Genomic DNA, 26,834 nt, shown 5'->3' with positions numbered 1-26,834 from the left:
CCCATGTTCCACATCCGCGACATCGAACTCGTCCACTGGGACTTCTGGCGCCGCTTCACGCTGCCGCTCGATGCCCAGATCATCACCATCGTCGGGCCCAATGGCTCCGGCAAGACCACCCTGCTCGACGCCATGCGTACGCTGTTCGCGCTGCGCTGCTCGGGCAAGCGCGATTTCCGCCGTTACGTGCGCCGCTCCAATGCCGGCTTTGCGTGGATTCGCGCCACCGTCTCCAACCGCCCCGGCTCGACCGGCAAACGGCCCTTCTTCCCCTGCCTCAAGGACGACATCACCCTCGCCTGCCGCGTCAAACGCGCCGGCGGTGACTGGACGCGTGAATACACCATCGAGGACGGCCTGTTCTCGGTCGAGCAGCTTGAAGAATCGGCGCAGTGGCTGGGCTTGCGCGACTACCAGTCGCGTCTGGCCTACGCCGGCCTGACGCCGGCGATTGCCAAGGTGCTGTCGCTGGAGCAAGGCGACACCGACAAGCTCTGCGAATACTCGCCGCGCGCCCTGCTCGACCTGGTTTTCGATGTCTTCGGCGACAAGGAAGTGCTGGACAACTACCAGGCCGCGCGCGAAGAGCAGAAGAGCGCCCAGCGCGAGCTTGAAGCGCTGTCGCTGGACCTCGAACGCCTCAAGGCGCAGACCGAGAACAAACGTCTGGAGGCGGATCGCTTCCTCGAATGGCGCAATCTGCATGGCGAAGCCCAGGCCCTGGAAAGCGATGCGATTCCGCGCCTCGAAGTAGCCGAGCTGCGCGAGGAAAGCGATGCCTGGCGCGAGCGCCTGCGCCAGGTGCGCCTGCAGTTGCGCGAGGCCGAAGGGCTGCGCGACGCATCCCAGGCCCGCGTCGGCGACCTCAGCGGCGAACGCCAGGCCGCCCAGCAATGGCTGGACGAAGCCGGCCAGCGCGTCAATGACACCAATAGCCAGTGGCTGGCCGCCCGCGACCAGCTGCGCGACCTCGACAAGAAGCTTGCCGAACGCGACGCCCTGCGCGAGCGCGTGGCCCGCGAGCACGGCAAGGACGCGCTCAATTCCGAAGATGCCGCCGCCAGCGCCTACACCGACTGGCAGGCCGCACGCGGCAAGCTGCGCGATCTGACCGCCCGCTTCGAGGAAGTCTCGCAGCAGCTGCGCGACGCCCAGGCCCGCAGCGGCCCGCCGGCCGACAGCGAAACCCTGCGCTTCCGCAAAGTGCTGCACGACGCGGGCATCGAACACCAGCTGCTGGCCGAAATCATCGAAGTCACCGATCCCATGTGGCAAGGCGCGCTCGAAGCCATCCTGCGCCCCTACCGCTCGCTGATCCTGCTCGAAGACGAGGCCGACCGCAGCGCCGCCTGGAGCCTGGGTGAGCGCGAGCGCTTCCGCCACTTCATCGTGCCCGACCGCAGCCCGGTGCCGGCGGCCACGCCCGGCAGCCTGCTGGAGATCGTCAATTTCGCCGGCGATCCGCCGAAGTGGCTAGCCGAACTGCTGGGCCGCATCCGCCGCGTCGACAACGCCCTGGCCGCCAGCAAGCTGCCCAAGGATCAGGACTGGATCACCCGTGACGGCTACCACCGCGAACGGCGCGGCGCCCGCCACCTCGGCGTGCCGCTCGACTTCTGGTTCGGCGAACTAGCGCGCAGCGCGCGTCTGGAAGCGCTGCAGAAGGAAGTCGCCGAGCTCGACAAGCAGCTGGGCTGGGCGCACAAGAAGCAAAGCGAAGCCGAGACGGCGATGCAGGTCGCCCGCGAAAAGCTGCTCGGCATGCAGGCCGCCGAGCTGCTGCTCTCGCGCAGCGGCGAATTCGAAGCCGCCGAGCAAGACAAGCCGGCGGCACTCGCCAGCCTGCAAGCGGCTGAACAACGCCTGGAAGCGGCCAAGCAAGAGCTGGAGCGCTGCAAGGAACGCCTCTCCGGCATCGCCATCGAAGCCGACCGCCGTGGCCGCGACCTCGCTCAAGCGCGCGATACGCTCAGCCGCCTGAGCGCCGAAGCGCGGCCGCAGCGTCTGGAACAAGCCGCCCGTCTGATGCGCCTGCGCAGCAAGCGCCGCGGCATGCCGCGCCACTGGCTCGAAGCCGATGCCCTGCAGGAGCTGGCCGAGCACTACGGCGGCCTGGCCGGCGCGCGCAACGAACTGGGGCGCCTCAAGCGCCGCCTCAACGAAGGAGAATGGCCGCGTGACGAGAGCGTGCTGATCGTGCGCGAAAAGCTCTCGCTGGAACTCACACAGCGCGAAACCGACTACGGCCAGCGCCTGGCGTATTCAGAACGCACCCGCAGCATGGTCGATGACGCCCGCGCCGCCTACATCGCCAAGCTGCGCGCCACGGTCAAGCAATACGGCAAGAATCTGCGCGCCCTTGGCGAGCTCTCCGGCGTGCATGTCGAATGCCCGGTGCCGACGCTGGACAACGACGACGCCACCCTGCACGCAGCGGGCCTCGAAGTCGCCTTCGACTTCGACCAGAAGGGCGCGCAAAGCCTCAATGACGGCGAAGCCTCGGGCGGCCAGCAGGTGATGAAGTCGCTGATCCTGCTGATCGGCCTCTTGATGGACGACGCCCGCCCCGGCGGCTTCGTCTTCATCGACGAACCCTTCGCCCACCTGGACGTCGCCAATATCGACCGCGTCGGCGCCTTCCTGCGCGCCACCCGTGCGCAATACCTGATCACCACGCCGGTGACGCACAACGCCAACGTCTTCCAGCCCGCCCAGCTAACCCTGGTGACACGCAAGAAAAAGCCGGCTGACGACTGGGCGCCGCCCATCGGCGTGCTGCGTCGCCAGCTCGATTAAGACTGCGCACAGGATGTTGTGCAAGCACCGCAAAGCCCGCCATTCAACGGTAATACCGTTCAGTTAGGCTATGCAGATGTTTGATGCGCTGGCATTTGACGCAAAGGACGCAAAGGACGCAAAGGGCGCAAAGGAAAAGCAAAGGTCCACAAAGGAAAACGATTTTTTGGTTTCCTTTGCGGACCTTCTGTCTTTCTTCGCGTCCTTTGCGTTGAAAATCCGTCGCCCAAAAACTGAATAGGTCTTAACTGAACTGCATTACGCCTTTCGGCGGGTGTTTTCCATCTGAACTCAAACGCCTGTTAGGCTAGCTCGTGTTCAGAGTACGCAAGTAGTGTGTCTGCTGTGAACACACCCTAAGGTTTTCCCCTATCCCGCCGTAAAATGCGGAATCCTCAGCGCCGAGCTGCTTATGCACAACGATCTGACTCCGTCGATGCGTTCCGAAAGTAGCACGTTGCATTTACTCCGGCAGCTGCACAGGCTTTTAGGTACGCGCGACCGGCCGAAGATGGGTGAGGATCTAGTCCAGGCGGCCTTGCAGATCCTCGATGCGCACACCGTCATCCTCTACGCCGTACGCAACTCGCACAAGGGAATGCTGAGCATTCCCGAAGCCTGGGCGGTACGCGGCGGGCTGTCCTCGATCATCGACACCGACAACTTCGATCACGACGACTACGCCCTGTTTGCCGACCCCATGCTGCAAGTGTGCAGCGTCTCACCCGATGGCATCAGCGCGGACAATGAAGGCGCTGGCGTGCGCCTGGTGTTTTCCGTCAATCGCGGCACCGGCCCGCAGGCCGTGCTTGATGCGCAATGCGATGGCGAGCCCGGCGAAGCGCTGATCGAAAGCATACGCGAACTGCTCAGCATCTACTCCGAGCACCTGGCGCTGCTTGATTACGCCGAGCTCGACACCCTGACCCGCCTGCACAACCGCAAGACCTTCGACGAAAATTTCGACCGCTTCATCTCGATTGCCGGGCAAGCCAACCGTCACGACAGCGGCAAGCGCAGCGACAACAAGGCGGCGCGCCCCTGCTGGCTGGGCGTGCTCGATATCGACAAGTTCAAGCGCATCAATGACAACTTCGGCCACCTGTTCGGCGACGAAGTCCTGCTGCGCCTCGCTGAACTGATGCGCAAGAATTTTCGCGCCAGCGACAAGCTGTTCCGCTTCGGCGGTGAGGAGTTCGTGGTGCTGCTACGCCACGTCACGCCGGAAGACGCCCACCAGGTTTTCGAGCGCTTCCGCCAGGCCGTCGAGGTCTACGAATTCCCGCAGGTCGGCCAGGTCACCTGCTCGATGGGCTATATGCAGATCGACCCCTCGCTGACGCCGGCCGAAATCCTTGGCCGCGCCGATGAAGCCCTGTACTTCTCCAAGGACAACGGCCGCAACCAGATCAACCGTTACGAGAGCCTGGTCGAAAACGGCCTCATCGCAGCGCCTGCCGCCACGGTCGACAACCAGGATCTGCAGGCCGATATCGACGCACTGTTCGACTGAGCGCCTGCTCAGTCACGCTGGGCGGCGAATTTCTGCACCGCGCTGCGCAGCAGACCCGGATCGTCGCTGAACACGCCATCGACGCCGGCACGCAGATAAGCCATCACCTCGGCCACTATGTCACCCCGCTGGCTCAGCGAGGCGGCATCGCCCTGGCGGAACTCCAGCGGCAGGAAGGGATTTTCCGGGCGCAGGGTCCAGATGTGCACGCCCAGACCAGCGGCGTGTGCATCGCGCACGAAGCTGCTCGGCGTACCCATGTGATTGTCCGCCGTGCGCGGGATGATGATTTCCTTGTACGGCCCGACCGCGTCGGCATAGCGCGCGATCTCGCGCAAACCCTCTGCCGTCGTCAGGTCGGCATAGGTGCGGGCATCGCGGGCGAGGTAGAAGTCCCAGGGAACATTGCGCGGCATGCCATTGGCCGGCGTGTTTTTCGGATTATCGATCAGCTGCACCAGGGGCAGATCGGTCATGCCGCGCAGCTTCTTGAGATTGGCCACCTCAAAGCTCTGGATGAACACCGGCGCCTGCTTGCCGTGATAGCCCGCAGCATGCAGGGTTTTCACCAGCGGCTCTTCGAGCGACAAGCCAATGCTCTGGAAATAACTCGGGTGCTTGGTTTCCGGGTAGATCGCGATGCGCTGGCCGCTGCGCTGCTCATGCGCTTTGACCAGGGCGATCACCTCATCGAGGCTGGGAATCTCGAACTGGTCGTTGTAGCGGGCATTGTCCGGCCGATTGGCAGGAATGCGCTCGCGGGCGCGCAGCGTCTTCAGCTCGGCATAGCTGAAATCCTCGGTGAACCAGCCTGTCACCGGCTGACCGTCGATGAGCTTGGTGGTTTTGCGCGCAGCAAATTCGGGCTTGCTCGCCACATTGGTGGTGCCGCCGATCTCGTTCTCATGGCGCGCCACCAGCACACCATCCTTGGTACTGACCAGATCGGGCTCGATCACGTCGGCGCCCAGTTCGATGGCTTTCTGATACGCAGCCAGGGTGTGCTCGGGGAAATACGCACTGGCGCCACGATGCCCGATCACCAAGGGCAAACCATTGGCGGCACGGCCGATCAGCTTGGGTCCGGTTTGGGCAGAGTCCATCGCACATCCATTCAAGGCCAGCAGCAACACGAGGCCGGAGCCGGACAAAATACGCTTCAAACGGCCTGCAGTCATCTTCAAGCTCCTGAGGGGATCAGACAAAAGCATGCATTTGAGCTGAACGCCATTGCAGGCTGATGACGCCGGCCTTCCATGTAAAACGGGGCAGTGCAGCGAATCGCCACACTGCCCCGTTCCGCGACAGCCAAAGCTGTGCAGCGATCGCCTTAGAGCGCAGCCACCACCGCGTCGCCCATCTCGCTACACGACACGCGCTGCGTGCCTTCTTCGTAGATGTCGCCGGTGCGCAGGCCGGCAGCCAGCACCTTCTTGACGGCGGTTTCAATACGCGTCGCCGCCGCTTCGTTGGCGAAGGTGTAGCGCATCATCATCGCCACCGACAGGATCATCGCCAGCGGATTGGCGAGGTTCTTGCCGGCGATGTCCGGTGCCGAGCCGTGGCAGGGTTCGTACATGCCCTTGTTGTTCTCGTCGAGCGAGGCCGAGGGCAGCATGCCGATCGAACCGGTGAGCATCGAAGCTTCGTCAGAGAGGATGTCGCCGAACATATTGCCGGTGACCACCACGTCGAACTGCTTCGGTGCGCGCACCAGCTGCATCGCACAGTTGTCGACCAGCATGTGGCTGAGTTCGACATCCGGATATTCCTTCGAGACTTCGATGACCACGTCACGCCACAGCTGGGTGGTTTCGAGCACGTTCATCTTGTCGACCGAACAGAGCTTCTTGCTGCGCTTCTGTGCGGCCTTGAAGGCGACGTGCGCGATACGACGGATTTCGTCTTCGTTGTAGATCATGGTGTTGCGGCCGACGCGCTTGCCACCTTCTTCGCTGATGCCACGCGGCTCGCCGAAGTAGATGTCGCCGGTCAGCTCACGCACGATCATGATGTCCAGACCGGCCACGATTTCAGGCTTCAGCGAGGAGGCATTGGCCAGTTCCGGATACAGCACGGCCGGGCGCAAATTGGCGAACAGGTTGAGATCCTTGCGGATGCCCAGCAGGCCACGTTCCGGGCGCTGCGGGCGCGGCAGCACGTCCCACTTCGGGCCGCCGACAGCGGCCAGCAGCACGGCGTCAGCCGCGCGTGCAGCCTTCTGCGTGGCTTCCGGGTAAGGCACGCCGGTGGCATCGACTGCAGCACCGCCGAGCAGCGCTTCTTCGAGCTCGATGTTCAGGCCTTCCTTCTTGAAAACATCCAGCACGCGCAGCGCTTGCGCCATGATTTCCGGACCGATGCCATCGCCGGGCAGATAACAGATTTTCATATTTATCCTTTGTCGAATTCCAGTTTTGCTTAGGGTACGCACTGCGCAGCAGCGATGCCTTGCGGGTGAAATGGTGCGCGCCCTAATGTCTGGCGGTCTTTGACGCGAAGGGCGCAAAGCCAAAACAAGGTTCGCAAAGTTTCACCTCACAAGATTGTCTTGCGCGCTGACTTTGCGAAACTTTCTTTGCTTCTCTTCGCGCCCTTCGCGTCAAAAATACACTGCTTGATCTGCGAAACGCTCTCTACAGATCGTGCAGTGCGTTTTGTTACCGCCTCAGGCGAACAGCCAGGGCTGTGCCGCCTTGTGCTTCGCTTCAAAGCTCTTGATCTCGTCGGCGTGCTGCAGGGTCAGACCGATTTCATCGAGGCCGTTGAGCAGGCAGTGCTTGCGGTGCGGCGTGATGTCGAAGCTGAACGAGAAGCCGCTCGGCGTGGTCACGGTTTGTGCGGGCAGATCGACATTGAGCGTGTAGCCCTCAGTCGCTTCGCATTCCTTGAACAGGCGGTCGACCACTTCATGCGAAGCCACGATCGGCAGAATGCCGTTCTTGTAGCTGTTGCTGAAGAAGATGTCGGCGAAAGACGGCGCAATCATCACGGAAAAACCGAAGTCTTCGATGGCCCAGGGCGCGTGTTCGCGCGAGGAGCCGCAGCCGAAGTTCTCGCGCGCCAGCAGCACTTGCGCACCCTGGTAGCGCGGCTGGTTGAGCACGAAGTCCGGATTCTTCGGACGATTCGTGCAGTCCATGCCCGGCTCGCCGTGGTCGAGGTAGCGCCACTCATCGAACAGGTAGGGGCCGAAGCCCGAACGCTTGATCGACTTGAGGAACTGCTTGGGGATGATCGCGTCGGTATCGACGTTGGCGCGGTCCAGCGGTGCTGCAAGGCCATTGATCTGGGTGAAGGCTTTCATCTGTGTTCTCCTCAGTTGGCCGCAGCGCGGACGTCGACGAAGTGACCGGCGATGGCCGCGGCAGCCGCCATGGCGGGGCTCACCAGGTGGGTACGACCACCGGGGCCCTGACGGCCTTCGAAGTTGCGGTTCGAGGTCGATGCGCAGCGCTCGCCCGGCGTCAGGCGGTCAGCATTCATCGCCAGACACATCGAGCAACCCGGCTCACGCCACTCAAAGCCGGCTTCGATGAAGATCTTGTCCAGACCTTCTTCTTCCGCCTGACGCTTGACGATGCCGGAACCCGGCACAACCATCGCCAGCTTCACATTGCCCGCGACCTTCTTGCCCTTGGCGACCACTGCGGCCGCGCGCAAGTCTTCGATACGCGAATTGGTGCAGGAACCGATGAAGACCTTGTCGATCTTGATGTCGGTAATCGGCTGATCAGCCGTGAGGCCCATGTACTTGAGCGCGTTCTCGATACCCGTGCGCTTGACCGGATCGGCCTCGTTCGCCGGATTCGGCACCTTGCCACCGACCGCCAGCACCTGCTCGGGCGAGGTGCCCCAGGTCACTTGCGGTTCGATGCTTGCGGCATCGATTTCGACGACGGCGTCGAACTTCGCATCGGCGTCCGAATGCAGCGTGTTCCAGTAGGACACGGCAGTGTCCCAGGCTGCGCCGCTCGGCACATTGGGGCGGCCCTTGAGGTAAGCGATGGTCTTGTCATCGACGCCGATGATGCCGGCGCGCGCACCCGCTTCAATGGCGAGGTTGCAGACCGTCATACGGCCTTCCATCGTCAGCTCGCGGAACACCGATCCGCCGAACTCGATGCAGTAACCCGTGCCGCCGGCAGTGCCGATCTTGCCGATGATGGCCAGCGCCACGTCCTTGGCGGTCACGCCCAGACCCAGCTTGCCCTCGACCTTGACCAGCATGGCCTTGGACTTCTTCTGGATCAGCGTCTGCGTGGCCAGCACGTGCTCGACTTCCGAAGTGCCGATGCCGTGCGCCAGCGCGCCGAAGGCGCCGTGCGTCGCCGTGTGGCTGTCACCACAGACCACCGTCATGCCCGGCAGGATCGCACCGTTTTCCGGCGCGATGACGTGGATGATGCCCTGGTTCTTGTGCTTGAACGGGAAGTACATCAGCGAACCGAATTCCTTGATGTTCGCATCCAGCGTATCGACCTGGGTCTTCGAGATCGGATCTTCGATGTCGCGGTCCCAGTTATTGGTCGGCGTGTTGTGGTCGGGCACCGCCACCACCGAGGTGCTGCGCCAAGCCTTGCGGCCAGCCAGACGCAGGCCTTCGAAAGCTTGCGGACTGGTCACTTCGTGCACCAGGTGACGGTCGATATAGAGAAGACAGGTACCGTCTTCTTCCTGGCGGACCACATGCGGATCCCACAACTTGTCGTAAAGCGTCTTGCCTGCCATGGCAGCTCCTTCGCTAGAACAGGGAAAACCGTGCGCTGAATCGGGAGATTCACCATAGACCACACGGCACAGGCGCGCATCTTAGAGCCGCGCCAGTACCAGAACAAGACAATTGTTTATACTAGTACTGCGAGTAATAGAAAGGGCTTGAAAAGACTTTCACCGCAAAGGCGGAAAACCTTCACCGCAGGGCCAAAGCCATCCACAACGGAGATAGGCAGTTTGCTAAAAGACTTCACCGCAAAGGCGCAAAGGAAACGCAAAGGGCCGCAAAGGATTGATTTTGGAGTTACTGCCCGCCCTCGATACACGCCCTGCGGGCGCACTCGGGCCGAACGGTTCTGGGGTTTTCCACCAAACACTTCACCCCGTTCGTGCCGAGTGCCGGGCGTAGCCCGGTGTATCGAGGCAGGCACTTCAGGAAACAAGGCAGAACACTTCACCGCAAAGACGCAAAGGAAACGCGAAGGGCCGCAAAGGATTGATATGTGGAGTCGATGCCCGCCCTCGATACACGCCCTGCGGGCGCACTCGGGCCGAACGGTTCTGGGGTTTTCCGCCAAACACTTCACCCCGTTCGTGCCGAGTGCCGGGCGCAGCCCGGTGTATCGAGGCAGGCACTTCAGGCAACAAGGCAGAACACTTCACCGCAAAGACGCAAAGGCAACGCGAAGGGCCGCAAAGGATTGATTTTGGAGTTACTGCCCGCCCTCGATACACGCCCTGCGGGCGCACTCGGGCCGAACGGTTCTGGGGTTTTCCACCAAACACTTCACCCCGTTCGTGCCGAGTGCCGGGCGTAGCCCGGTGTATCGAGGCAGGCACTTCAGGAAACAAGGCAGAACACTTCACCGCAAAGACGCAAAGGAAACGCGAAGGGCCGCAAAGGAATAAATGCTCACGAATCGATCTTTATGCTTTTCCTTAGCGGCCCTTTGCGTGCTCTTTGCGCCTTTGCGGTAAGCCGCCCGCAGGGGCCAAAGCCATTCAAAACGAAGATAGGCAGTTTGCTAACGGACTTCACCGCAAAGGCGCAAAGGCAACGCGAAGGGCCGCAAAGGATTAAGTGCTCAAGAATCGATCTTTATGTTTTACCTTCGCGGCCCTTTGCGCGCTCTTTGCGCCTTTGCGGTAGGCCGCCCGCAGGACCAAGCCATTCAAAACGGAGATAGGCAGCTTGCGAAAGGACTTCACCGCAAAGGCACAAAGGAAACGCGAAGGGCCGCAAAGGACTCAATGCTCACGAACATCAGCAAAACACGAGCACTAAACTTAGATCGATCTTTTTTTGATCTTCGCGGCCCTTTGCGCGCCCTTTGCGCCTTTGCGGTAGGCCGCCCGCAGGGCCAAAGCCATTCAAAACGGAGCTACAACCATGGACGCACGACGCAAAGAACTCGGTGAATTCCTGCAGGTGCTGCGTCAGCGCAGCGCGCCGGAGGCTTTCGGTTTTCCCGCTGGCAGCCGCCGCCGCACCTCTGGCCTGCGCCGTGAGGAAGTCGCCCAGCTCGCCGGCATCAGCCCCACCTGGTACACCTGGCTCGAACAAGGGCGCGAGGTGAATGTCTCGGCCGACGTGCTCGCCCGCCTTGCACAGGCCCTGCAACTGACCCGCACCGAGCGTGCCTACCTGTTCGAGATGGCCGGCCGGCGCGACAGCGCCGCCAGCGAAAGCCCGGCCGACGACGCCCCCGCCGCCCTGCTCGCCAGCCTCGCCGACATTGCCATCCCCGCCTACATCATGGGCCGCCACTGGGACATGCTCGGCTGGAACGCCGCCGCCGCCGTGCTCTTCAGCGGCTGGCTCGACCAGCCCCACAGCCAGCCCCCCAACCTGCTGCGCTTCGTCTTCCTCGCCGCCAGCGCACGCAGCCTGATCGTCGACTGGGAAACCCGCGCCCGCCGCATCGCCGCCGAATTCCGCGCCGACTGCCGCACCCGCCTGGATGAACCCGCCCTGCTCCGCCTCATCGACGAGCTCACCGCCGCCAGCCCAGACTTCGCCCAGTTCTGGAAACAGCACGACGTGCTCGAACGCCAGGGCGGCGAGCGCGGCTTCCTGCACCCTCAGCGCGGCCTGATCCATTACCAGCAAGTCACCCTGCACCCGGTAGAGCACGAACACATCAAGCTGGTGATGCTGCAGCCAGCCTGAACAGCCCGCCCAGCCTGGTTTCGCGCCGACCCGAGACGACGGCGTTGTGCAGCCAGGGCGCAGCCCGAGGCCGCGATGCCCGCATCGATGCACTTGTACTCAGGCTAGGCTTCACCTAGAATTTGACCAACTTGGTCAAATCAGGAGATTCTCATGCAGGTTTGGCAAATGGCAGAAGCCAAGGCACAACTGGGCGAGCTGGTGCGTTGTGCCAATGAACAGGGCCCGCAAGAGATCACCGTACATAACCGGCCCGCAGCCATCGTGATGTCCGTCGCCGACTATCAACGCCAGTTTGCCCCCGCCACGGCGCAGGGTTCGCTGCTGGACTTCCTGCGCGCCTCACCGCTGTTCGCTGCGGAACTCGAACTGGAGCGGGATCGCTCGCTGCCGCGCGAATTCAGCCTGTGAAATATCTGCTCGACACCAACGTCCTCTCCGAAATCACCCGCGCGCAGCCCGAGGCCCGCGTGCTTGAGTGGATGGCCGCCCAGCCGCTGGCCGAACAATATCTGAGCAGCCTCACGCTGGGCGAGATCCGTTACGGAGTCGAAAAAATGGCGCCGGGCCAACGCCAGACCGCCCTGCGGCGCTGGCTTGAAGACACCGTGCCGGCGCAATTTTCCGGCAGGCTACTCGGCATCGACGAAGCCGTCGCCCACTGCTGGGGCCGCCTGCGCGTCGACGCCGGACGTCCCCTGCCCGCCATCGACGGCCTGCTTGCCGCCACTGCCATTGCCCACGGTCTGGTGCTGGTCACCCGCAACAGCGCAGACTTTGCGGGCCTGCCGAGCTTGCAGCTGTGCAACCCCTGGCTGGAATGAGCCGGCCGAGCAACAGCGTGTAGAGCCCGCCGGCCAACGCTGAGCGCCGCACTCACACCGCTCAAACCCCGAATCCCGCCACCAGAGACATGCCCTTTCGGGCAGGAACACACTCGCCCATGCCCGGCGTGTATGGTTCTACTTGATTTGCATCTAGGCTGCGCGGGGTGGATGGGAGGATGCTTGAGCTTGCGGGGCGGTGTTCAAGCTGGCTTATCTATCGAACTGATGCGGCGCTGAAGAATGATCTTGCTTTGAGGGTAAAGTGGTTTATCCGTCAAAGTGATGTAGATATTTGAATCAATTATTTTTGAAGTTAACCTAACGTTAGGTGCATCAACGATGATCACCCCAATCCAAACGCATTACAAAAGTTACTGGTTTCGATCGCGTCTAGAAGCAAGGTGGGCGGTATTCTTCGATGCTGCAGGCATCCGCTGGCTTTACGAGCAGCAGGGGTTCAATGTCAACGGGAAATCGTATCTCCCTGATTTCTACCTTCCAGACTTCGGGTACTTCGAAGTACGCGGGCGGTATCAGTACGACAATGAGTTAATGCAATCATTTGCGGATGAAATTGGAGAGCCACTATTTGTCGCGTTTGAAGAAATTCCAGACCCTGAATCGAACGCCGGGTACTTGAAATCATTCATACCCAAGAACTACGAGGCCGATTCCACGATGTACTGGGGGTTTGATGATATGTTTCTTGAATGCGACGGCTGCGGAAAGATCACCATTCAAAACACTGCGTACTGCACGATAAAAAGCAACTGTTGCGAAGGCTGCCGCGAAATGTCGCTGTCTCACGCACTTGCAAAGGGGCGATCAGCACGTTTTGAGCATGGTCAGAACCCAAGCACCTCTCAAGTCAATCCTCGTAACCATATGATTCTTAATGACAGTTAAGATTAACTTCCGGACGATTTGCGGCGCCTTCGGCCGATTACTTCGCTAACCATTCCCTCTCGTCAAACGTTCGAGCGCGTTACGCGAAAGATCGCGCAGATCGCTCAGCCACACGCTAGCCTTCTTTATCCATCGCACACACCATGATCGAAGCCATATTAACTGACGCCGTTGAACTCACCCCAGTAACGAATGAATCGCCATTTGAGTCTTCCATCGATTACGCGGCAGAACTTAAGAAGCGCGATGAAGTCACGCGTACATGGAAAACTCTGAGTGCAGAAGTTCAGGCTGAACATGAGAACAAGATAGAAAGCTACATACAAGCAAGTGGCATCCTGGATCTGAAGAGTCCAGAGGCGTATCGCGCAAAGAATCTGTTTCTCCTACGAAACGAAGTCGCCGCTCATATCAAGAGCGAGAGCCCATTCAAGCTACTCAGTGTTGAGGAGCTTCATTTCTCCTCATCTCTAATCGAACTGCTCGAGAACGCAGAGAATGCCGAACATATTCGAGAGCTCTACAAGCTACGAAAGCGAACTACCGGGACAACTAGAAATGCCGGAATAAGCGTATCCGAAGCACAACGGTTAAAGAACTGCATGAAACAAGGGCGCGAACTGTATCAATCGGGACGTGCCGGCTCATTGATGGTTAAGCCGCTCAATTTTTTTTACGCTCTTACGGCATACGCTTACGCAGTTGTCATTTTAAACAACCCGGTACGTTACGTCCTTGATGGTCTACCGGGATCACACGGCCTCAACTATCTACCGGACCAAATACGGGCGCAATTTGGCGGCGATATAAAGCAGGGCACATTTAGCGACTTGTTTACGTCGTTCCCGAGCTCAACCGTCCGCGACCGGCGAACCACCATCATTCAAGACAACGAAGCCTCCATTTTGGCCTTTTACAAGACAAGAACCAGCGTCGGCACCGGCACGCTGCTTAGTATGGTCCCTGAAATTCGCGAGTACTACAGTCTTGTGACTGGAAAGCCTTCTAGGACATTTCCTCTTGAGATAACGACCGTCAGCGACCCGAGAAGCGTCAAATGGGAACTCCAAATTGGAGATGGAGAAACCCGCCCTGCCACGGCAGATATTGACAATGCATTTGGCGAGTTTCAGCGAGGGGAGCGACATGGAAAGACCATTGTCACGATCCCATTCACTGAGGCACACAAGATTCGTGCAACCATATATTCCGACATACGCGGGCGGTTCTGGTATATCGAAAATCCCTTCTTCCCGATTGTGCTTCCAGAACTTTGCCTGCATTTCCTGCTGACGAACGCCTTCAGCAACATCATGAGATATTCTCCTGATCATTGGGGCGAGATTCTTCTCAACCAAGTCAGATCAGATATTTCACTTATAACTCGCAAGTACCTTTCGGCATTCGAGAATAAGTTTCCCGTCCTACTGCTTCGCTCCCTATCGAAGTTTCACCCATATGTATCCGCCGAGAGCTAACCCTTCATCCCACCGGATATGCAAAAAAAGCCGCGCGGGCCGGTAAATTCAGCAAATAGCCCAATGAACACAACCCGAGCTTTTCGATCATTGAGGCCGCTCCCGGATTCCGCTGCGCTGCATCCGGGCTACTTCCCGTCGCTGAATCACCCCAAAAGCCCTGCTCAAAATCTGGCAATACCTTCATCTCCAAACCTTGACGCCGGAATGAGAAAATTCACCATCGCGCTGCAGTGCGTTTGCTATCTTTTGGCTGCATTCGTCCTCTTTGTCGGAGTGCGTACAGGGAATAAAAATCTCGTGGCGCCAACGATCATGTTCGTGTCACTGCTGCTGATACTCGGGTTCTCCGCCGGAGCGGATCCCTCGACGAACCCGAATCCGGCCGCACGTAAAATCTACAATAGGCTGTTCGGCCTGACCGGAGCAGGCTTCACAATAAGCGCTCTGTACGCTGTATTGAGCCACTGGACCGGAACTGCGGGCGCTTACAAGCAAATTTTAAAAATAATATCCTTACTTGTTCTGGGTATTTACATCGGGTCCAATCATCATCCGGGTTTCAGAAAATTTCTCAGCAAACTCGGAATATCGCTCCCCAAAGAATGACAAGGCCAGCCCGTATCAAAGCGCGGCAGCGTAGCGCGATGAAACGAAACCTCTGAAGGAGGCAATTTGATCAGCATACGAGCATGTTTGATGCGCTGGCTTTTGACGCAAAGGACGCAAAGGAAAAGCAAAGGTCCACAAAGGGAAACGATTTTGGGGGTTCCTTTGTGGACCTTCTGTCTTTCTTCGCGCCCTGTGCGTCAAAAATCCGTCGCCCAAAAACTGAAGATGTCTTAACTGAACTGCATTACGACGATAGCGCTGGCTTCAGCACTCGCCTGGGCTAAGCGGTCGGGATTCCGCTTTAAAGGCAGCCCTCGATACGCGCCTGGCGGTGCACTCGGGCCGAACGGGTCGTTGTATACGCGGGACGAAGCCCTCTCCCGGCGCTCTCGCGCCACCCTCTCCCGCTAGCGGGAGAGGGGAAAACTCGCCCCCCTGCGGGCCTGCGTCACAGCCTCATCGCATCTGCGCGACCACCTCGCAGAAACAAACACCTTCGCGGCCCTTTGCGCACCTTTGCGCCTTTGCGGTGAAGCCTTCGTTTTTGCCTGCCTTCGCGCCTTTGCGGTGCAGCTCAGTTGCCCTGCTCGCGCACCAGCTTGAATTCGATGGCGTCGACCAGGGCTTTCCAGCTGGCGTCGATGATGTCGGTAGAGACGCCGATCGTGGTCCATTGGGCTTCGGCATCCGAGGTTTCGATCAGCACGCGCACCTTGGCGGCGGAGGCTTTGTCGGAGTCGAGCACGCGCACCTTGTAGTCGGTGAGCTTCATCTCGCGGATCACCGGGTAGAAGCGTTCGAGCGCCTTGCGCAGCGCTTTGTCGAGCGCGTTGACCGGGCCGTCGCCTTCGGCGGCGGTGATTTCTTCTTCGCCGCCGACGGCGATCTTGATCAGCGCATTGGAGTTGCTGCCGCTGAGCGCCGGTTCGGCGACGATGACCTTGAATTCCTTGAGTTCGAAGAAAGGCTTGTGCATGCCCAAGAGCTTGCGCACCACCAGTTCGAAGGAGCTCTCAGCGGTTTCGAACTGGTAGCCCTCGTGTTCGAGCTCCTTGAGCTTGTCGACGATGGCCTGGGTTTCGGGCGAGTCCTTGGTCAGGCTGGGGTCGAGCTTGTTGATGCGCGCCAGCAGGGTGCTGCGGCCGGCGACTTCGCTCATCAGGATGCGGCGGCTGTTGCCGACCAGTTCCGGATTGATGTGTTCGTAGGAGATCGGGTTCTTGTTCACCGCGTCGATGTGCATGCCGCCCTTGTGCGCGAAGGCGTCGTTGCCGACATAGGGCGCTTTTTCGTTGTGCGGCATGTTGGCGATCTCGCTGACGCTGCGCGCCAGCGAAGTCAGATGCACCAGGCTGCCTTCGGGCAGGCAGCGCTTGCCGAGCTTGAGCTCGACATTCGGGATGATCGCGCAGAGATTGGCATTGCCGCAGCGCTCGCCGATGCCGTTGATGGTGCCCTGCACTTGCGTGGCGCCGGCTTGCACGGCGGCGACCGAGTTGGCTACCGCCATCTCGCAGTCGTTGTGACAGTGGATGCCGATGGACACGCCGGGGAAACGCGCGACGACCAGCGCCGTGATCTCGCGGATCACATCGGGGAAGGTGCCGCCATTGGTATCGCACAGACAGAGACAGTCGGCGCCGGCTTCGGCGGCGGCGGCCAGCGCCTGCAGGGCGTAGTCGGCATTGGCCTTGTAGCCGTCGAAGAAGTGCTCGGCGTCGAACACCACTTCCTTGCCCTGCGCTTTCAGGTAGGCGATGGTATCGCCGATCATGGCGAGGTTTTCGGCCAAGCTGGTGCGCAGGATGTCGGTGACCTGGTAATCCCAGCTCTTGCCGAAGATGGCGACGGCCTCGGTGCCGGCCGACAGCAGGGAGCGCAGGTTGTTGTCGTCTTCGGGGCGGATGCCGATCTTGCGCGTAGCGCCGAAGGCGATGATCTTGCTGTGGGTGAGCTTGAGCTCGCCCAGACGGCGGAAAAACTCCAGATCCTTGGGGTTAGAGCCGGGATTGCCCGCTTCGATGTAGGCCACGCCCAGCGCGTCGAGGCGCTCGACGATCTTGATCTTGTCTTCCACCGAATAGGAGATGCCTTGCGCCTGGGCACCATCGCGCAGGGTGGAATCATAGACGTGGACTTGGCTCATACAACGGCTCCGGCAATTACGGCGAGTTTTTTGAAAGCCCGATACTTTGACAGAAAACAGGACTTACGTCGCCGCCGATGTGACACCACCGCGCTGATCCGTCACAATATCGGGTTTACGTCCGCCGCTCTGGCGGCACTTTGCCCGCATTGAGACCTGATCCCATGTCCGACGACATCATCCAAGACGAGAACCACATCATCGCCGAACGCCGCGCCAAGCTTGCCAAGTGGCGCGAGGCCAGCCAGGCCTATCCGAATGATTTCCGCCGCGAACACCTGGCCCAGCCGCTGCACGAGGCCTATGGCGCGCTGGAGACCGAAGCGCTCGACGCCGCGCCGATCACGGTCAGCATCGCTGGCCGCATCATGCTCAAGCGCGTGATGGGCAAGGCCAGCTTCGTCACCATCCAGGACATGTCGGGCCGCATGCAGTTGTATGTGACGCGCGACACCGTCGGTGAAGAGATCTACGCCGACTTCAAGACCTGGGACATCGGCGACATCGTCGGCACCACCGGCGCGCTGTTCAAGACCAAGACCGGCGAGCTGTCGGTCAAGAGTGAATCGATCCGCTTGCTCTCCAAGTGTCTGCGCCCGCTGCCAGACAAGTTCCACGGCATGGCCGACGTCGAGCAGCGCTATCGTCAGCGCCACCTCGACCTGATCACCAGCGAAGAATCGAAGAAGACCTTCATCGCGCGCAGCAAGCTGGTCTCAGCGGTGCGCAAGTACATGGACGGCAACGGCTTCCTCGAAGTCGAGACGCCGATGATGCACCCGATTCCCGGCGGCGCCTCGGCCAAGCCCTTCATCACCCACCACAATGCGCTGGACATGCAGATGTTCCTGCGCATCGCGCCCGAGCTGTACCTCAAGCGCCTGGTGGTTGGCGGCATCGAGAAGGTCTACGAGATCAACCGCAACTTCCGCAACGAGGGTCTGTCGCCGCGCCACAACCCCGAATTCACCATGATGGAGTTCTACGAGGCTTACGCGGACTACACGCTGCTGATGAACTTCGTCGAAGGCCTGCTGCGCCACACCGCGCGTGAGGCGCTGGGCACCGAAGTGTTCCAGTATCAAGGCCGCGAGCTGGATATCTCCAAGCCCTTCGACCGTCTGACCATGGTGCAGGCGGTGCTAAAGTACTGCCCGGAATTTACCGAGAGCCAGCTGGCCGACGAAGCCTGGCTGCGCGCCCAGCTCGCCGAGCGCAAGGCGCTGCCCAAGGGCGCACAAGGCGACAATCTGGGCCTGGGCAGCCTGCAGCTGCTGTTCTTCGAAGAAACTGCCGAAGCCCAGCTGTGGAACCCGACCTTCATCATCGATTACCCGGTCGAGACCAGCCCGCTGGCACGCGCTTCGGACAAGAACCCCGGCATCACCGAGCGCTTCGAGCTGTTCATCGTCGGCCGCGAGATCGCCAATGGCTTCTCCGAGCTGAATGACCCGGAAGACCAGGCCGCCCGCTTCCAGGCGCAAGTCACCGCCAAGGACGCCGGCGACGAAGAAGCCATGTACTACGACGGCGACTACATCCGCGCACTCGAATACGCCCTGCCGCCCACCGGCGGCTGCGGCATCGGCATCGATCGCCTGATCATGCTGCTGACCGACAGCCCGGCGATCCGCGACGTGATCCTGTTCCCGCAGATGCGCCCTGAGTAAATGCATAAGCCTACTGCGCACATTCCCCACTTTTAACGACAGCTGTCACCACTCAACGAGCCAAAATCGTGTCTTCTCACCTCACCGCCCCCTTTGCCGAACTCGTCCAGCGCATCCAGAACGAAGGCATCGTTCAGGGCAACGACATCATCAAGATCGACCACTTCCTCAACCACCGCATCGAGCCGGGCTTCATGCAGCGCATGGCACACGAGATCGCCAATCGCTTGCGTCCTTTTGCGCCGGAGCTGATTCTGACGGCTGAAGCCAGCGGCATTGCGCCCGGCCTGATGGTCGCGCTGGAACTCGATCTGCCCCTGGTGTATGCCAAGAAGTACCACCCGGATGTCGAGACGCCGGCCCTCTCGCGGGTGCTCGAATCGCCGACCAAGGGCGGCCAGTACCGCATGGTGCTGAGCCAGCGCTACCTGCCCAAGGGCGCCAAGGTGGCGGTGGTCGATGACTTCCTGAGCAATGGCCGCACTGCCATGGCCCTGCTGGAAATGGCACGCGAAGCGGAGCTGGACATCGTCGCCGCGTCCTTCCTGGTCGAAAAGTGTTTCAAGCAAGGCCACACCCTGATCTCCAACTTCGGTGTGCCCCTGGTCACGCTGGCGCAGATTGAGGCCCTGGTCGATGGCAAGGCGGTGATGCGCGGCTAATCGCGCAGCGCGATTCAGACTACTTCGGAGCCGAGCTTGCGCAAGGCGTTTTTGAGCGCTTCGAAGCAGATCGGATCGATCGCCGTGCCCAGGTTCTCGGCCATCATCTGCAGCGCGCGTGGCACTTCGATGGCGCCGCGATAGGGTCGCTCGGCGGTGATCGCGTCGAAGATGTCGGCAGTGGTGATGATGCGCGTCTCCACGCAGATCGCCTCGGCGCCCAGGCCACGCGGATAGCCCTTGCCGTCCAGGCGCTCGTGATGCGCGCCGGCCACGCTGGCCAGTTCGGAGAAAGCCTCGATGCGCGACAGGATGTCCTCGGTGTAGGCCGCATGGCGCTGCACGGCGGCCCATTCCTCGGCGTCGAGCTTGCCGGGTTTGTCGAGCACGCTATTGCTCACCCCCAGCTTGCCCAGGTCGTGCAGCAAGGCCGCACGCTTGAGCCAGCGGCGGCGCTCGCTCGACAGACACATCTGCTCGGCGATCAGATCGGTGTACAGCGCCACGCGCATGCTGTGACCGCTGGTGTAGGGACTCTTGGCGTCGACCACCTGGCCGAAACCGGCGGCAATGTCGTCGAGGTAGTCGTCGTCAATGTCGACTTCCGCCTGCGCCGGTTCCAGACGGAAGATGGCGCGATCAATATTCGGCGAGGCGAGCATCGCCCAGAAGAAGGCATCGCGCGCCACCGCGTCAAAAGCTTGCAAGAGCTGCGGGTCGAACCAGCTGCCGCTGCGCTGAGCGACTTCATCACACGCAGCTTCGCGGCCATCGCTGATGAAGAACACATCGATGACTTGCGAGAGCAAGGCGATCTGCGAATAGACCGGAATCTCGGCGCCGAGCATGCCCAGCGGACGACCGCCGCCGTTCCAGTGTTCGTCCAGATGCATGATGCCCTGTGCCACGCCTTCGGAAAAACGCAGCATGCGGGCGATTTCGGCGCCGCGCTGGCAGCGCGTTTCGATCAGCTCATTGGCGATTTCATCACTCTGCGCACAGACCTGGATCACGGTACGGAAGCGCTCAGCCAGCCCGGCCTTGAGCCCGGTATGGGCAAGCACGAAGCGCAGCGCGCGCGGCAGGCTGTCGCCGACTTTCTTGAAGTCGCGCTTGAAACTGTGGTCGTCGGTAAGGTAGAGCTCGCAGATGCGCGCAGCGTTGCTGCTGCAGCCGAGGTCCTTGAGCAGGAGGACGTAGTAGAGTTCGGCCAGTTGCGCGTCGCTGAGGCCGATCCGGCGGCCGATGTGCATGCCGATCCAGCAGCAGCGCACGCAGTGCCCTGCCGGTTGCCCTTCGGTCATATCCAGCGCGTAGCTGAGTGCACTCATCAGCTCCGACAGACGCAGCGCGCCGCCGCCGCTATTGGCCTGAATCCCGGAGAGCTTGCTGATTAAACGTTCCATTCAAGGCTTAACGGTCTGGCCAAAACGAAATTGAGATCCGGTATTTACCGTATATCCGCATGAGCATTCCGCACATCACACCCGCCCGTCTGGACTTCGCCGCAGACGGCACGCCCTGGTCCGCCGACTACGCCGATGTCTATCACTCGGCGCATGGCGCGCTGGATCAGGCGCAGCACGTCTTCCTCGCCGGCAATGATCTGCCGCAGGCCTGGCAGGGGCGCGAGCAGTTCGTGATCGTCGAGACCGGCTTCGGCCTCGGCCACAACTTCCTCGCCACCTGGCAGGCCTGGCGCGCCGATCCGCACGCCTGCCAGCGCCTGCACTTCATCTCGGTCGAGCAACATCCTTTCACAGCGGCCGATCTGGCCCGTGCGCATCAGGCCAGCGGCGCGCCGGCCGCGCTGTCCGCAGCGCTCTGTGCGCAATGGCCAATGCTGGTGCCGGGCTTCCAGCGCCTGGAGTTCGACGGCGGCCGCCTCGTCCTCACGCTCTTGCTGGGCGAGGCCGCGCAGCTCCTGCCGCAGTGCCGCGCCAGCGTCGATGCGATCTATCTCGATGGCTTCGCACCGGGCAAGAATCCGCAGATGTGGTCTGCCGAGGTGTTCCGCGCGCTGGCCGGGCTGTCCCGTACCGGCAGCAGCCTGGCCACCTGGTCGGTCGCCGGTGTGGTGCGCCAGGGCTTGCGTGAAGCGGGCTTCGCGGTGAGCAAGGCTGAAGGCTTTGCCGGCAAGCGCCAGATGCTGCGCGGCCACTTCGCCGGAAAGGCTGTGCCAGCGGCCAATGCGCTGCCACACGAAGCGCTGGTGATCGGCGCCGGCCTGGCCGGCAGCGGCATCTGTGCCCGCCTGGCGCAACGCGGCTGGCGCCTGCAGCTGCTCGAATCCGGCGCGCAGCCGGCGCAGGGGGCCTCGGGCAATCTGGCCGGCGCCTTTCGCCCGCAGCCGAGTGCCGACGACAACTACATGGCGCGCCTGACCCGCGCCGGCTTCCAGTACCAGCTGCGCGATCTGGCTCGTCTCGCCAGCGAAGGGCACAAGGTGCGCTGGTCACAGTGTGGCGTGCTGCATGTCGCCCGCGACGAAGCCCAGGCACGCAAGCTTGCCCGCATCGTCGACAGCCTGGCTGCGCCGCAGGAATTCATCGCCTGGCTGGATGCCGATGCCGCTGCAGAGCGCGCCGGCCAGCCCTGCCAGGCCGGCGCCTGGTGGTTTGCAGCGGGCGGCTGGATCAATCCGCCCAGCCTCTGCGCGGCGCATTTGGCGAGCTGCGGCGAAGCGCTGCAGCAGCGCTTCAATGCCCATGTGGCGCGTCTGAGCCACGCCGACGGCCAGTGGCACGCCTATGACGCCGACGATCAGCTGCTCGGCCGTGCCGCGCATGTCGTGCTCGCCAATGCCCACGACGCGCGCCGCCTGTTCGGCCGCGAGGAACTCGGGCTCTACAGCGCACGCGGCCAGGTCAGCCATGTGCCGACGCCGGCGCTGGGCGAGGTCAACACGGTGGTCTGCGGCAGCGGCTATCTCACGCCGGCGGTCGATGGCGTGCATGCGCTGGGCGCGACCTTCATGGTCCATGATCAGGAGCTGGATGTGCGCGCCGCCGAGCATGCCGAAAACCTCGACAAGCTGGGCAAGATGCTGCCGCAAGCGGGACACGGCATCGACACCTCCACCCTGCCCGGCCGCGCCAGCCTGCGCCCGATCACCTCCGACCGCATGCCAATGCTTGGCGCCCTGCCCGGCCCGCCCGGCTTGTGGCTGCTGTCGGGCTTTGGTGCGCGGGGGCTGGTCTGGGGCCTGCTCTGCGCCGAGCAGCTGGCCTCGCAGATGCATGGCGAACCGCTACCGCTGGAGCGTGATCTGATCCGCGCAATTGACCCGCTGCGCTACCTCGGCTGATAAACTCGCAGCCATTCATTCAGCAAGGCAGGCAGTCATGGAATGCACAGTTAAATGGGTAGGTGAAGCGAAGTTCCTCGCCGAGACCGGCAGCGGTCACAGCGTGGTGATGGAAGGTGCGGGCGATCTGGGCGGCAAGAACCAGGCGCCGCGCCCGATGGAAATGATCCTGCTCGGCGCCGGCGGCTGCACCGCCTACGACGTGGTGCTGATCTTGAAGCGCGGCCGCCATGCCGTCGATGGCTGCGAGGTCAAGCTGACTGCAGAGCGCGCCGAGGCCGACCCGAAAGTCTTCACCAAGATCCACTACCACTACACGGTCAGCGGTCGCAATCTCAAGCCGGAGACGGTCGAGCGCGCGATCAAGCTGTCGGCCGACAAATACTGCTCGGCCTCGATCATGCTCGGCAAAACGGCCGAGATCACGCACGACTTCACGATTGTCGATACGACGATCAGCGCGTGATCGCCAGATAGCTCCACCAGCCCAGCGCAGTCATCAGCAGCGAACCGCAGACATGCACCGCGATGGCAGCCAGCGCCCAGCCAATCTGCTGGCGCTGGAACATCTGGAACACCTCGCCGGAAAAGCTTGAGAAGGTGGTCAGCCCGCCGAGGAAGCCGGTGGTCAGCAGCAGGCGCAGTGCCATCGGCATCTCCGGCCAGGCGCCCATAAAAGCCAGCGCCACGCCCATCAGGTAGCCGCCAATCAGATTGGCCGCCAGCGTGCCCAGCGGCAAGGCGCCCAGCAGCGGATTGAGCGCCAAGCCCAGCAGCCAGCGCGCCCACGCGCCCACCGCCGCGCCCGCCCCGATCACCCCCAGATTCAGCCACAGATTCAAGATTCCACTCCTGCAAAGCGTTTGCTCAAGCGTGCATTATCGCTCGCACTAGGGCGTGTTCACATTCACTCGACGGTTGCGCGGGTATTGAATTGGACGCAGAACAAGGCGCAGCGACGCTGTCAGGGTGGCCCCCCTGACGAGGAGCTGCAACGCTGTGCTGCGGCCAATTCAGTACCCGCCCGCAGGGTTGAAGTACAGGGCTCGCCATACTGCGTTGCGCTCCTTGTGCAGGGGGCCACCCTGCACTGTGTCGCGCGCCTTGTCTGCCAAGCCCTGCACTTCAACGCAATCCGCCGGGTGAGTGTGAACACGCCCTAGCCTCTATTTTGCCATCTGCAATCAGTGCCGGCGTGCATCGGGCAAGCAGCATCGCCATTTGCGCTGCACCGCACAGCCGCTGCACAGGCTAAAATGCGCGCTGACCGCCTCTGGCAATGCACATCAGGAATCCGGCAAGTGACCGACACCCGCAACAAACCCGCAGCACAAGCTGCGAGCAATTTCCTTCGCAACATCATTGATGCCGATCTGGCCGCCAACAAATTTGCGGAGCGCCGCTTTGCCGGCACGCCCGGCGATGCAGCCCACCATGCCCAGGGCGCGCTCGATGTCGCCAAGATCCGCACGCGCTTCCCGCCCGAGCCCAATGGCTACCTGCACATCGGCCACGCCAAGAGCATCTGCCTGAATTTCGGCCTGGCGCGCGATTATGGTGGCGTCTGTCATATGCGCTTTGACGACACCAACCCGGAGAAGGAAGACCAGGAGTTCGTCGATTCAATTCTCGATGCCGTGCAATGGCTGGGCTTTGGCTGGGAGGCCCATGGCGTCTCCCACCTCTACCACGCCAGCGATTATTTCGGCTTCATGTACCGCGCCGCCGAGTACCTGATCGAAGCCGGCCACGCCTATGTCGATGCGCAGAGCGCCGAGGAAATGCGCGCCAATCGCGGCACGCTGACCGAGCCGGGCAAGGATTCGCCCTGGCGCAATCGCCCGGCGGCCGAGTCGCTGGCGCTGTTCCGCGAAATGCGCGATGGCAAGCATGCCGATGGCTCGCTGATCCTGCGCGCCAAAATCGACATGGCTTCGCCCAACATCAATCTGCGTGACCCGGCGATCTACCGCATCCGTCATGCCGAGCACCACCGCACCGGCAACACGTGGAGCGTGTACCCGATGTACACCTTCGCCCACCCGATCGAAGACGCGCTGGAGCAAATCACCCATTCGATCTGCACGCTCGAATTCGAAGACCAGCGCCCGTTCTACGACTGGCTGCTCGAACGCCTGGCCGAAGGCGGCCTGCTCGCTCATCCGCTGCCGCATCAGTACGAGTTCTCGCGCCTGAACCTCAGCTACGTCATCACCAGCAAGCGCAAGCTCGCCCAGCTGGTGAACGAAGGCCATGTCGAAGGATGGGACGATCCGCGCATGCCGACCATCGTCGGCCTGCGTCGCCGTGGCTACACGCCGGCCGCGCTGCAGCTGTTCTGCGAACGCCTGGGCGCCAGCAAGTCCGACAGCTGGATCGACTACAGCAGCCTGGAAATCGCCCTGCGCGACGATCTCGACGAAAAGGCTGCGCGCGCCATGGCCGTGCTCGACCCGCTCAAGCTCAAGCTGGTCAATTGGGGCGATGTGTTCGGCGAGGCAACAAGCGAGCCCTGCTCCGCGCCTGTACATCCGCACCACGAAGAGATGGGCCGCCGCCAGTTCAATCTGACGCCGGAAATCTGGATCGAACGCGAAGACTTCATGGCAGAGCCGGTCAAGGGCTATCACCGCCTGGCCCCGCCGCGCGTGGACGCCAGCGGCGCCGCCGTGGCCGGCAGCCTGTCACGCCTCAAGTACGGCTATGTGATTCGCTGCGCGGGTTTTGAACAGGACGAGAGCGGCCAGGTCAGCGCCGTGCTCGCCGAAATCATCCCCGACACCAAGAGCGGCACACCGGGCGCCGACAGCGTCAAGGCCAAGGGCGTGATCACCTGGGTCAGCGTCAGCGAAGGCCTGCAGGCCGAAGTGCGGCTCTACGACCGTCTGTTCAGCGAAGCCCAGCCCGACGCAGGCGGCCGCGACTTCCTGCAGGCGCTCAACCCGGCGAGCAAGAAAGTCATCACCGCCCACATCGAACCCGGACTCGCTGCGGCAGCAGCCGGCACCAGCTTCCAGTTCGAGCGGCACGGCTATTTCGTCGCCGACCGCAAGGACCACAGCAGCGCCAAGCCGGTGTTCAACCGCACGACCACGCTGAAAGACAGCTGGGGCAAGTAAGCCAGCCCGGCGCATCGCCCAGGCGCTGCGCCGGCGCCTGATCTGCCAACGGAGCCAGCGCCTGAGCCGCCGCAACAATTGCGCAATCTGCGCAAGGTCGGGCGTGGCTCCGGGCGCTAAAGTAGCGCAGATCAAAACAAGGAGACCCGTCCATGCGCCAAAGCCTGTCCCGCCGTTGTTTTTCCGCGCTGCTCAGCGTCAGCCTGATTGGCCTCTGCGCCAGCACGCTGGCTCAAGAACTCAAACCGATCCGCATCGCCCTGATCGGCGACTCCACGCAAACCGAGAGGCAAGGTTACGGCATCGGCTTCTGCGCCAACCTGGTCCCCGCCGTCACCTGCATCAACAACGCCAAGGGCGGCGCCAGCACCAAGACCTATCGCCGCGACGGCTTGTGGGACCGCGCGCTGGCCGGCAAACCCGACTGGATGCTGATCCAGTTCGGCCATAACGACGTCGAAAGCAAGGCGCACGCAGACCGCGAAACCAAGCTGGAAACCGAATACCCCGCCAATCTACGCCGCTACATCGAAGAGGCGCGCGCAGCCGGCATCAAGCCGATTCTCGTCACCTCCATCGCCCGCCGCTACTACCAGCCCAATGGCAAGATCGAAGACGACCTGATGGGTCACGTCGCGGCGATGAAAAAAGTCGCTGAAGAAATGCAGGTGCCCCTGCTCGATCTGCACGCGCTCAGCGTGGAGCGCATGGAAGCGCTCGGCGAAGTCGAAGGCCACAAACTCGGCCTCACCAAGCTCGACGCCGAAGGCAAGACCGTGCCCGACAAAACCCACTTCAACCTGGCCGGCTCCTACGTCTTCGGCCGCATCGTCGCCGAAGGCATGGCCCGCAGCGTACCTGAACTGGCGCCCTACGTAAAAACCAGTCCGGCGCAGCCTTGACCTCCGGGAG

At 61.9% G+C, this 26,834-nt stretch carries 21 protein-coding genes; 14 read left to right on the top strand and 7 right to left on the bottom strand.

Annotated features, from left to right (window positions below; all coding sequences use genetic code 11):
• Positions 1-3 precede the first annotated feature (3 nt).
• The gene (locus ABDB84_RS12310; protein WP_345920035.1) at positions 4-2,796 is read left to right on the top strand and encodes an AAA family ATPase; all 2,793 of its coding nucleotides are present in this window, start codon (positions 4-6) and stop codon (positions 2,794-2,796) included.
• A 511-nt stretch (positions 2,797-3,307) separates the two neighbouring features.
• Positions 3,308-4,309 carry a GGDEF domain-containing protein gene (locus ABDB84_RS12305; RefSeq protein WP_345920034.1) on the top strand — a complete coding sequence of 334 codons (1,002 nt, stop codon included), beginning with the start codon at positions 3,308-3,310 and terminating at the stop codon, positions 4,307-4,309.
• 8 nt (positions 4,310-4,317) lie between these two features.
• On the opposite strand, the gene ABDB84_RS12300 is transcribed toward ABDB84_RS12305, so the two are convergent.
• From ABDB84_RS12300 to leuC, 4 genes are all read right to left on the bottom strand, one after another.
• Positions 4,318-5,412, bottom strand: a complete 1,095-nt coding sequence (locus ABDB84_RS12300; RefSeq protein ID WP_345920033.1) for a glycerophosphodiester phosphodiesterase — start codon at positions 5,410-5,412, stop codon at positions 4,318-4,320.
• Positions 5,413-5,639: 227 nt separating this feature from the next.
• Positions 5,640-6,701, bottom strand: a complete 1,062-nt coding sequence (leuB, locus tag ABDB84_RS12295) for a 3-isopropylmalate dehydrogenase (protein ID WP_345920032.1) — start codon at positions 6,699-6,701, stop codon at positions 5,640-5,642.
• Between the two features lie 276 nt (positions 6,702-6,977).
• Positions 6,978-7,616 carry a 3-isopropylmalate dehydratase small subunit gene (leuD, locus tag ABDB84_RS12290; RefSeq protein ID WP_345920031.1) on the bottom strand — a complete coding sequence of 213 codons (639 nt, stop codon included), beginning with the start codon at positions 7,614-7,616 and terminating at the stop codon, positions 6,978-6,980.
• An 11-nt stretch (positions 7,617-7,627) separates the two neighbouring features.
• Entirely contained in the window at positions 7,628-9,040 is a 1,413-nt protein-coding gene (gene leuC / locus ABDB84_RS12285; protein WP_345920030.1) for a 3-isopropylmalate dehydratase large subunit, read from the bottom strand.
• A gap of 1,375 nt (positions 9,041-10,415) precedes the next feature.
• On the opposite strand from leuC, the gene ABDB84_RS12280 reads away from it, so the two are divergent.
• The 6 genes from ABDB84_RS12280 to ABDB84_RS12255 all read left to right on the top strand — a co-directional run bounded on the left by ABDB84_RS12280 (position 10,416) and on the right by ABDB84_RS12255 (position 15,015).
• On the top strand, positions 10,416-11,195 hold the full coding sequence (locus ABDB84_RS12280) for a helix-turn-helix transcriptional regulator (RefSeq protein WP_345920029.1): 780 nt from the start codon (positions 10,416-10,418) through the stop codon (positions 11,193-11,195).
• Positions 11,196-11,348: 153 nt separating this feature from the next.
• On the top strand, positions 11,349-11,606 hold the full coding sequence (locus tag ABDB84_RS12275; protein ID WP_345920028.1) for a type II toxin-antitoxin system Phd/YefM family antitoxin: 258 nt from the start codon (positions 11,349-11,351) through the stop codon (positions 11,604-11,606).
• A complete protein-coding gene (locus ABDB84_RS12270; protein ID WP_345920027.1) occupies positions 11,603-12,019 on the top strand; it encodes a type II toxin-antitoxin system VapC family toxin in 417 nt (138 codons plus the stop codon). The genes ABDB84_RS12275 and ABDB84_RS12270 overlap by 4 nt, the downstream gene beginning before the upstream one ends.
• Before the next feature lie 342 nt (positions 12,020-12,361).
• A complete protein-coding gene (locus ABDB84_RS12265; RefSeq protein ID WP_345920026.1) occupies positions 12,362-12,928 on the top strand; it encodes a PDDEXK family nuclease in 567 nt (188 codons plus the stop codon).
• Between the two features lie 143 nt (positions 12,929-13,071).
• Positions 13,072-14,406, top strand: a complete 1,335-nt coding sequence (locus ABDB84_RS12260) for a YaaC family protein (protein WP_345920025.1) — start codon at positions 13,072-13,074, stop codon at positions 14,404-14,406.
• A gap of 63 nt (positions 14,407-14,469) precedes the next feature.
• Positions 14,470-15,015 (top strand): hypothetical protein, encoded by a 546-nt coding sequence (locus ABDB84_RS12255; protein WP_345920024.1) that lies wholly within the window; start codon positions 14,470-14,472, stop codon positions 15,013-15,015.
• Positions 15,016-15,592: 577 nt separating this feature from the next.
• Here ABDB84_RS12255 and cimA read toward each other — a convergent pair.
• The gene (gene cimA / locus ABDB84_RS12250) at positions 15,593-17,164 is read right to left on the bottom strand and encodes a citramalate synthase (protein ID WP_345920023.1); all 1,572 of its coding nucleotides are present in this window, start codon (positions 17,162-17,164) and stop codon (positions 15,593-15,595) included.
• Between the two features lie 164 nt (positions 17,165-17,328).
• Between cimA and lysS the strand changes: the two genes are divergently transcribed.
• Together lysS and ABDB84_RS12240 are read left to right on the top strand one after the other, a co-directional pair.
• Positions 17,329-18,834 (top strand): lysine--tRNA ligase, encoded by a 1,506-nt coding sequence (gene lysS / locus ABDB84_RS12245; RefSeq protein WP_345920022.1) that lies wholly within the window; start codon positions 17,329-17,331, stop codon positions 18,832-18,834.
• Between the two features lie 68 nt (positions 18,835-18,902).
• The gene (locus tag ABDB84_RS12240; protein ID WP_345920021.1) at positions 18,903-19,496 is read left to right on the top strand and encodes a phosphoribosyltransferase family protein; all 594 of its coding nucleotides are present in this window, start codon (positions 18,903-18,905) and stop codon (positions 19,494-19,496) included.
• 14 nt (positions 19,497-19,510) lie between these two features.
• Here ABDB84_RS12240 and ABDB84_RS12235 read toward each other — a convergent pair whose 3' ends face one another.
• Positions 19,511-20,902 (bottom strand): HD-GYP domain-containing protein, encoded by a 1,392-nt coding sequence (locus ABDB84_RS12235; protein WP_345920020.1) that lies wholly within the window; start codon positions 20,900-20,902, stop codon positions 19,511-19,513.
• Between the two features lie 59 nt (positions 20,903-20,961).
• Here ABDB84_RS12235 and mnmC point away from each other — a divergent pair, with 59 nt between their 5' ends.
• Positions 20,962-22,803, top strand: a complete 1,842-nt coding sequence (mnmC, locus tag ABDB84_RS12230) for a bifunctional tRNA (5-methylaminomethyl-2-thiouridine)(34)-methyltransferase MnmC2/FAD-dependent 5-carboxymethylaminomethyl-2-thiouridine(34) oxidoreductase MnmC1 (RefSeq protein ID WP_345920019.1) — start codon at positions 20,962-20,964, stop codon at positions 22,801-22,803.
• Positions 22,804-22,840: 37 nt separating this feature from the next.
• The gene (locus ABDB84_RS12225; protein ID WP_345920018.1) at positions 22,841-23,269 is read left to right on the top strand and encodes an OsmC family protein; all 429 of its coding nucleotides are present in this window, start codon (positions 22,841-22,843) and stop codon (positions 23,267-23,269) included.
• Here ABDB84_RS12225 and crcB read toward each other — a convergent pair.
• Complete coding sequence (gene crcB / locus ABDB84_RS12220; RefSeq protein WP_345920156.1) at positions 23,259-23,639, bottom strand: fluoride efflux transporter CrcB; 381 nt, start codon at positions 23,637-23,639, stop codon at positions 23,259-23,261. The two genes, ABDB84_RS12225 and crcB, sit on opposite strands and share 11 nt — an antisense overlap.
• Positions 23,640-24,104: 465 nt before the next feature.
• Here crcB and ABDB84_RS12215 point away from each other — a divergent pair, with 465 nt between their 5' ends.
• Together ABDB84_RS12215 and ABDB84_RS12210 are read left to right on the top strand one after the other, a co-directional pair.
• The gene (locus ABDB84_RS12215) at positions 24,105-25,922 is read left to right on the top strand and encodes a glutamine--tRNA ligase/YqeY domain fusion protein (RefSeq protein ID WP_345920017.1); all 1,818 of its coding nucleotides are present in this window, start codon (positions 24,105-24,107) and stop codon (positions 25,920-25,922) included.
• A gap of 152 nt (positions 25,923-26,074) precedes the next feature.
• Positions 26,075-26,824 (top strand): rhamnogalacturonan acetylesterase, encoded by a 750-nt coding sequence (locus ABDB84_RS12210; RefSeq protein ID WP_345920016.1) that lies wholly within the window; start codon positions 26,075-26,077, stop codon positions 26,822-26,824.
• The last annotated feature ends 10 nt before the right edge of the window (positions 26,825-26,834 follow it).

Origin of the sequence: Uliginosibacterium sediminicola, assembly GCF_039631295.1 — a bacterium.
Classification (GTDB): domain Bacteria; phylum Pseudomonadota; class Gammaproteobacteria; order Burkholderiales; family Rhodocyclaceae; genus Viridibacterium; species Viridibacterium sediminicola.
Note: the sequence above shows the minus strand (reverse complement) of the source record. Positions and strands in the feature narration are given on the sequence as shown.

What these genes read in the sequence shown, in the direction of transcription:
- ABDB84_RS12255 (WP_345920024.1), top strand. Translation starts at nt 14,470, where the DNA reads ATGAACACAACCCGAGCTTTTCGATCATTGAGGCCGCTCCCGGATTCC.
- cimA (WP_345920023.1), bottom strand. Translation starts at nt 17,164, where the DNA reads ATGAGCCAAGTCCACGTCTATGATTCCACCCTGCGCGATGGTGCCCAG.
- mnmC (WP_345920019.1), top strand. Translation starts at nt 20,962, where the DNA reads ATGAGCATTCCGCACATCACACCCGCCCGTCTGGACTTCGCCGCAGAC.
- ABDB84_RS12210 (WP_345920016.1), top strand. Translation starts at nt 26,075, where the DNA reads ATGCGCCAAAGCCTGTCCCGCCGTTGTTTTTCCGCGCTGCTCAGCGTC.
- leuC (WP_345920030.1), bottom strand. Translation starts at nt 9,040, where the DNA reads ATGGCAGGCAAGACGCTTTACGACAAGTTGTGGGATCCGCATGTGGTC.
- ABDB84_RS12265 (WP_345920026.1), top strand. Translation starts at nt 12,362, where the DNA reads ATGATCACCCCAATCCAAACGCATTACAAAAGTTACTGGTTTCGATCG.
- leuD (WP_345920031.1), bottom strand. Translation starts at nt 7,616, where the DNA reads ATGAAAGCCTTCACCCAGATCAATGGCCTTGCAGCACCGCTGGACCGC.
- ABDB84_RS12305 (WP_345920034.1), top strand. Translation starts at nt 3,308, where the DNA reads ATGGGTGAGGATCTAGTCCAGGCGGCCTTGCAGATCCTCGATGCGCAC.
- ABDB84_RS12275 (WP_345920028.1), top strand. Translation starts at nt 11,349, where the DNA reads ATGCAGGTTTGGCAAATGGCAGAAGCCAAGGCACAACTGGGCGAGCTG.
- leuB (WP_345920032.1), bottom strand. Translation starts at nt 6,701, where the DNA reads ATGAAAATCTGTTATCTGCCCGGCGATGGCATCGGTCCGGAAATCATG.
- ABDB84_RS12235 (WP_345920020.1), bottom strand. Translation starts at nt 20,902, where the DNA reads ATGGAACGTTTAATCAGCAAGCTCTCCGGGATTCAGGCCAATAGCGGC.
- ABDB84_RS12310 (WP_345920035.1), top strand. Translation starts at nt 4, where the DNA reads ATGTTCCACATCCGCGACATCGAACTCGTCCACTGGGACTTCTGGCGC.
- ABDB84_RS12280 (WP_345920029.1), top strand. Translation starts at nt 10,416, where the DNA reads ATGGACGCACGACGCAAAGAACTCGGTGAATTCCTGCAGGTGCTGCGT.
- ABDB84_RS12225 (WP_345920018.1), top strand. Translation starts at nt 22,841, where the DNA reads ATGGAATGCACAGTTAAATGGGTAGGTGAAGCGAAGTTCCTCGCCGAG.
- lysS (WP_345920022.1), top strand. Translation starts at nt 17,329, where the DNA reads ATGTCCGACGACATCATCCAAGACGAGAACCACATCATCGCCGAACGC.
- ABDB84_RS12260 (WP_345920025.1), top strand. Translation starts at nt 13,072, where the DNA reads ATGATCGAAGCCATATTAACTGACGCCGTTGAACTCACCCCAGTAACG.
- ABDB84_RS12300 (WP_345920033.1), bottom strand. Translation starts at nt 5,412, where the DNA reads ATGGACTCTGCCCAAACCGGACCCAAGCTGATCGGCCGTGCCGCCAAT.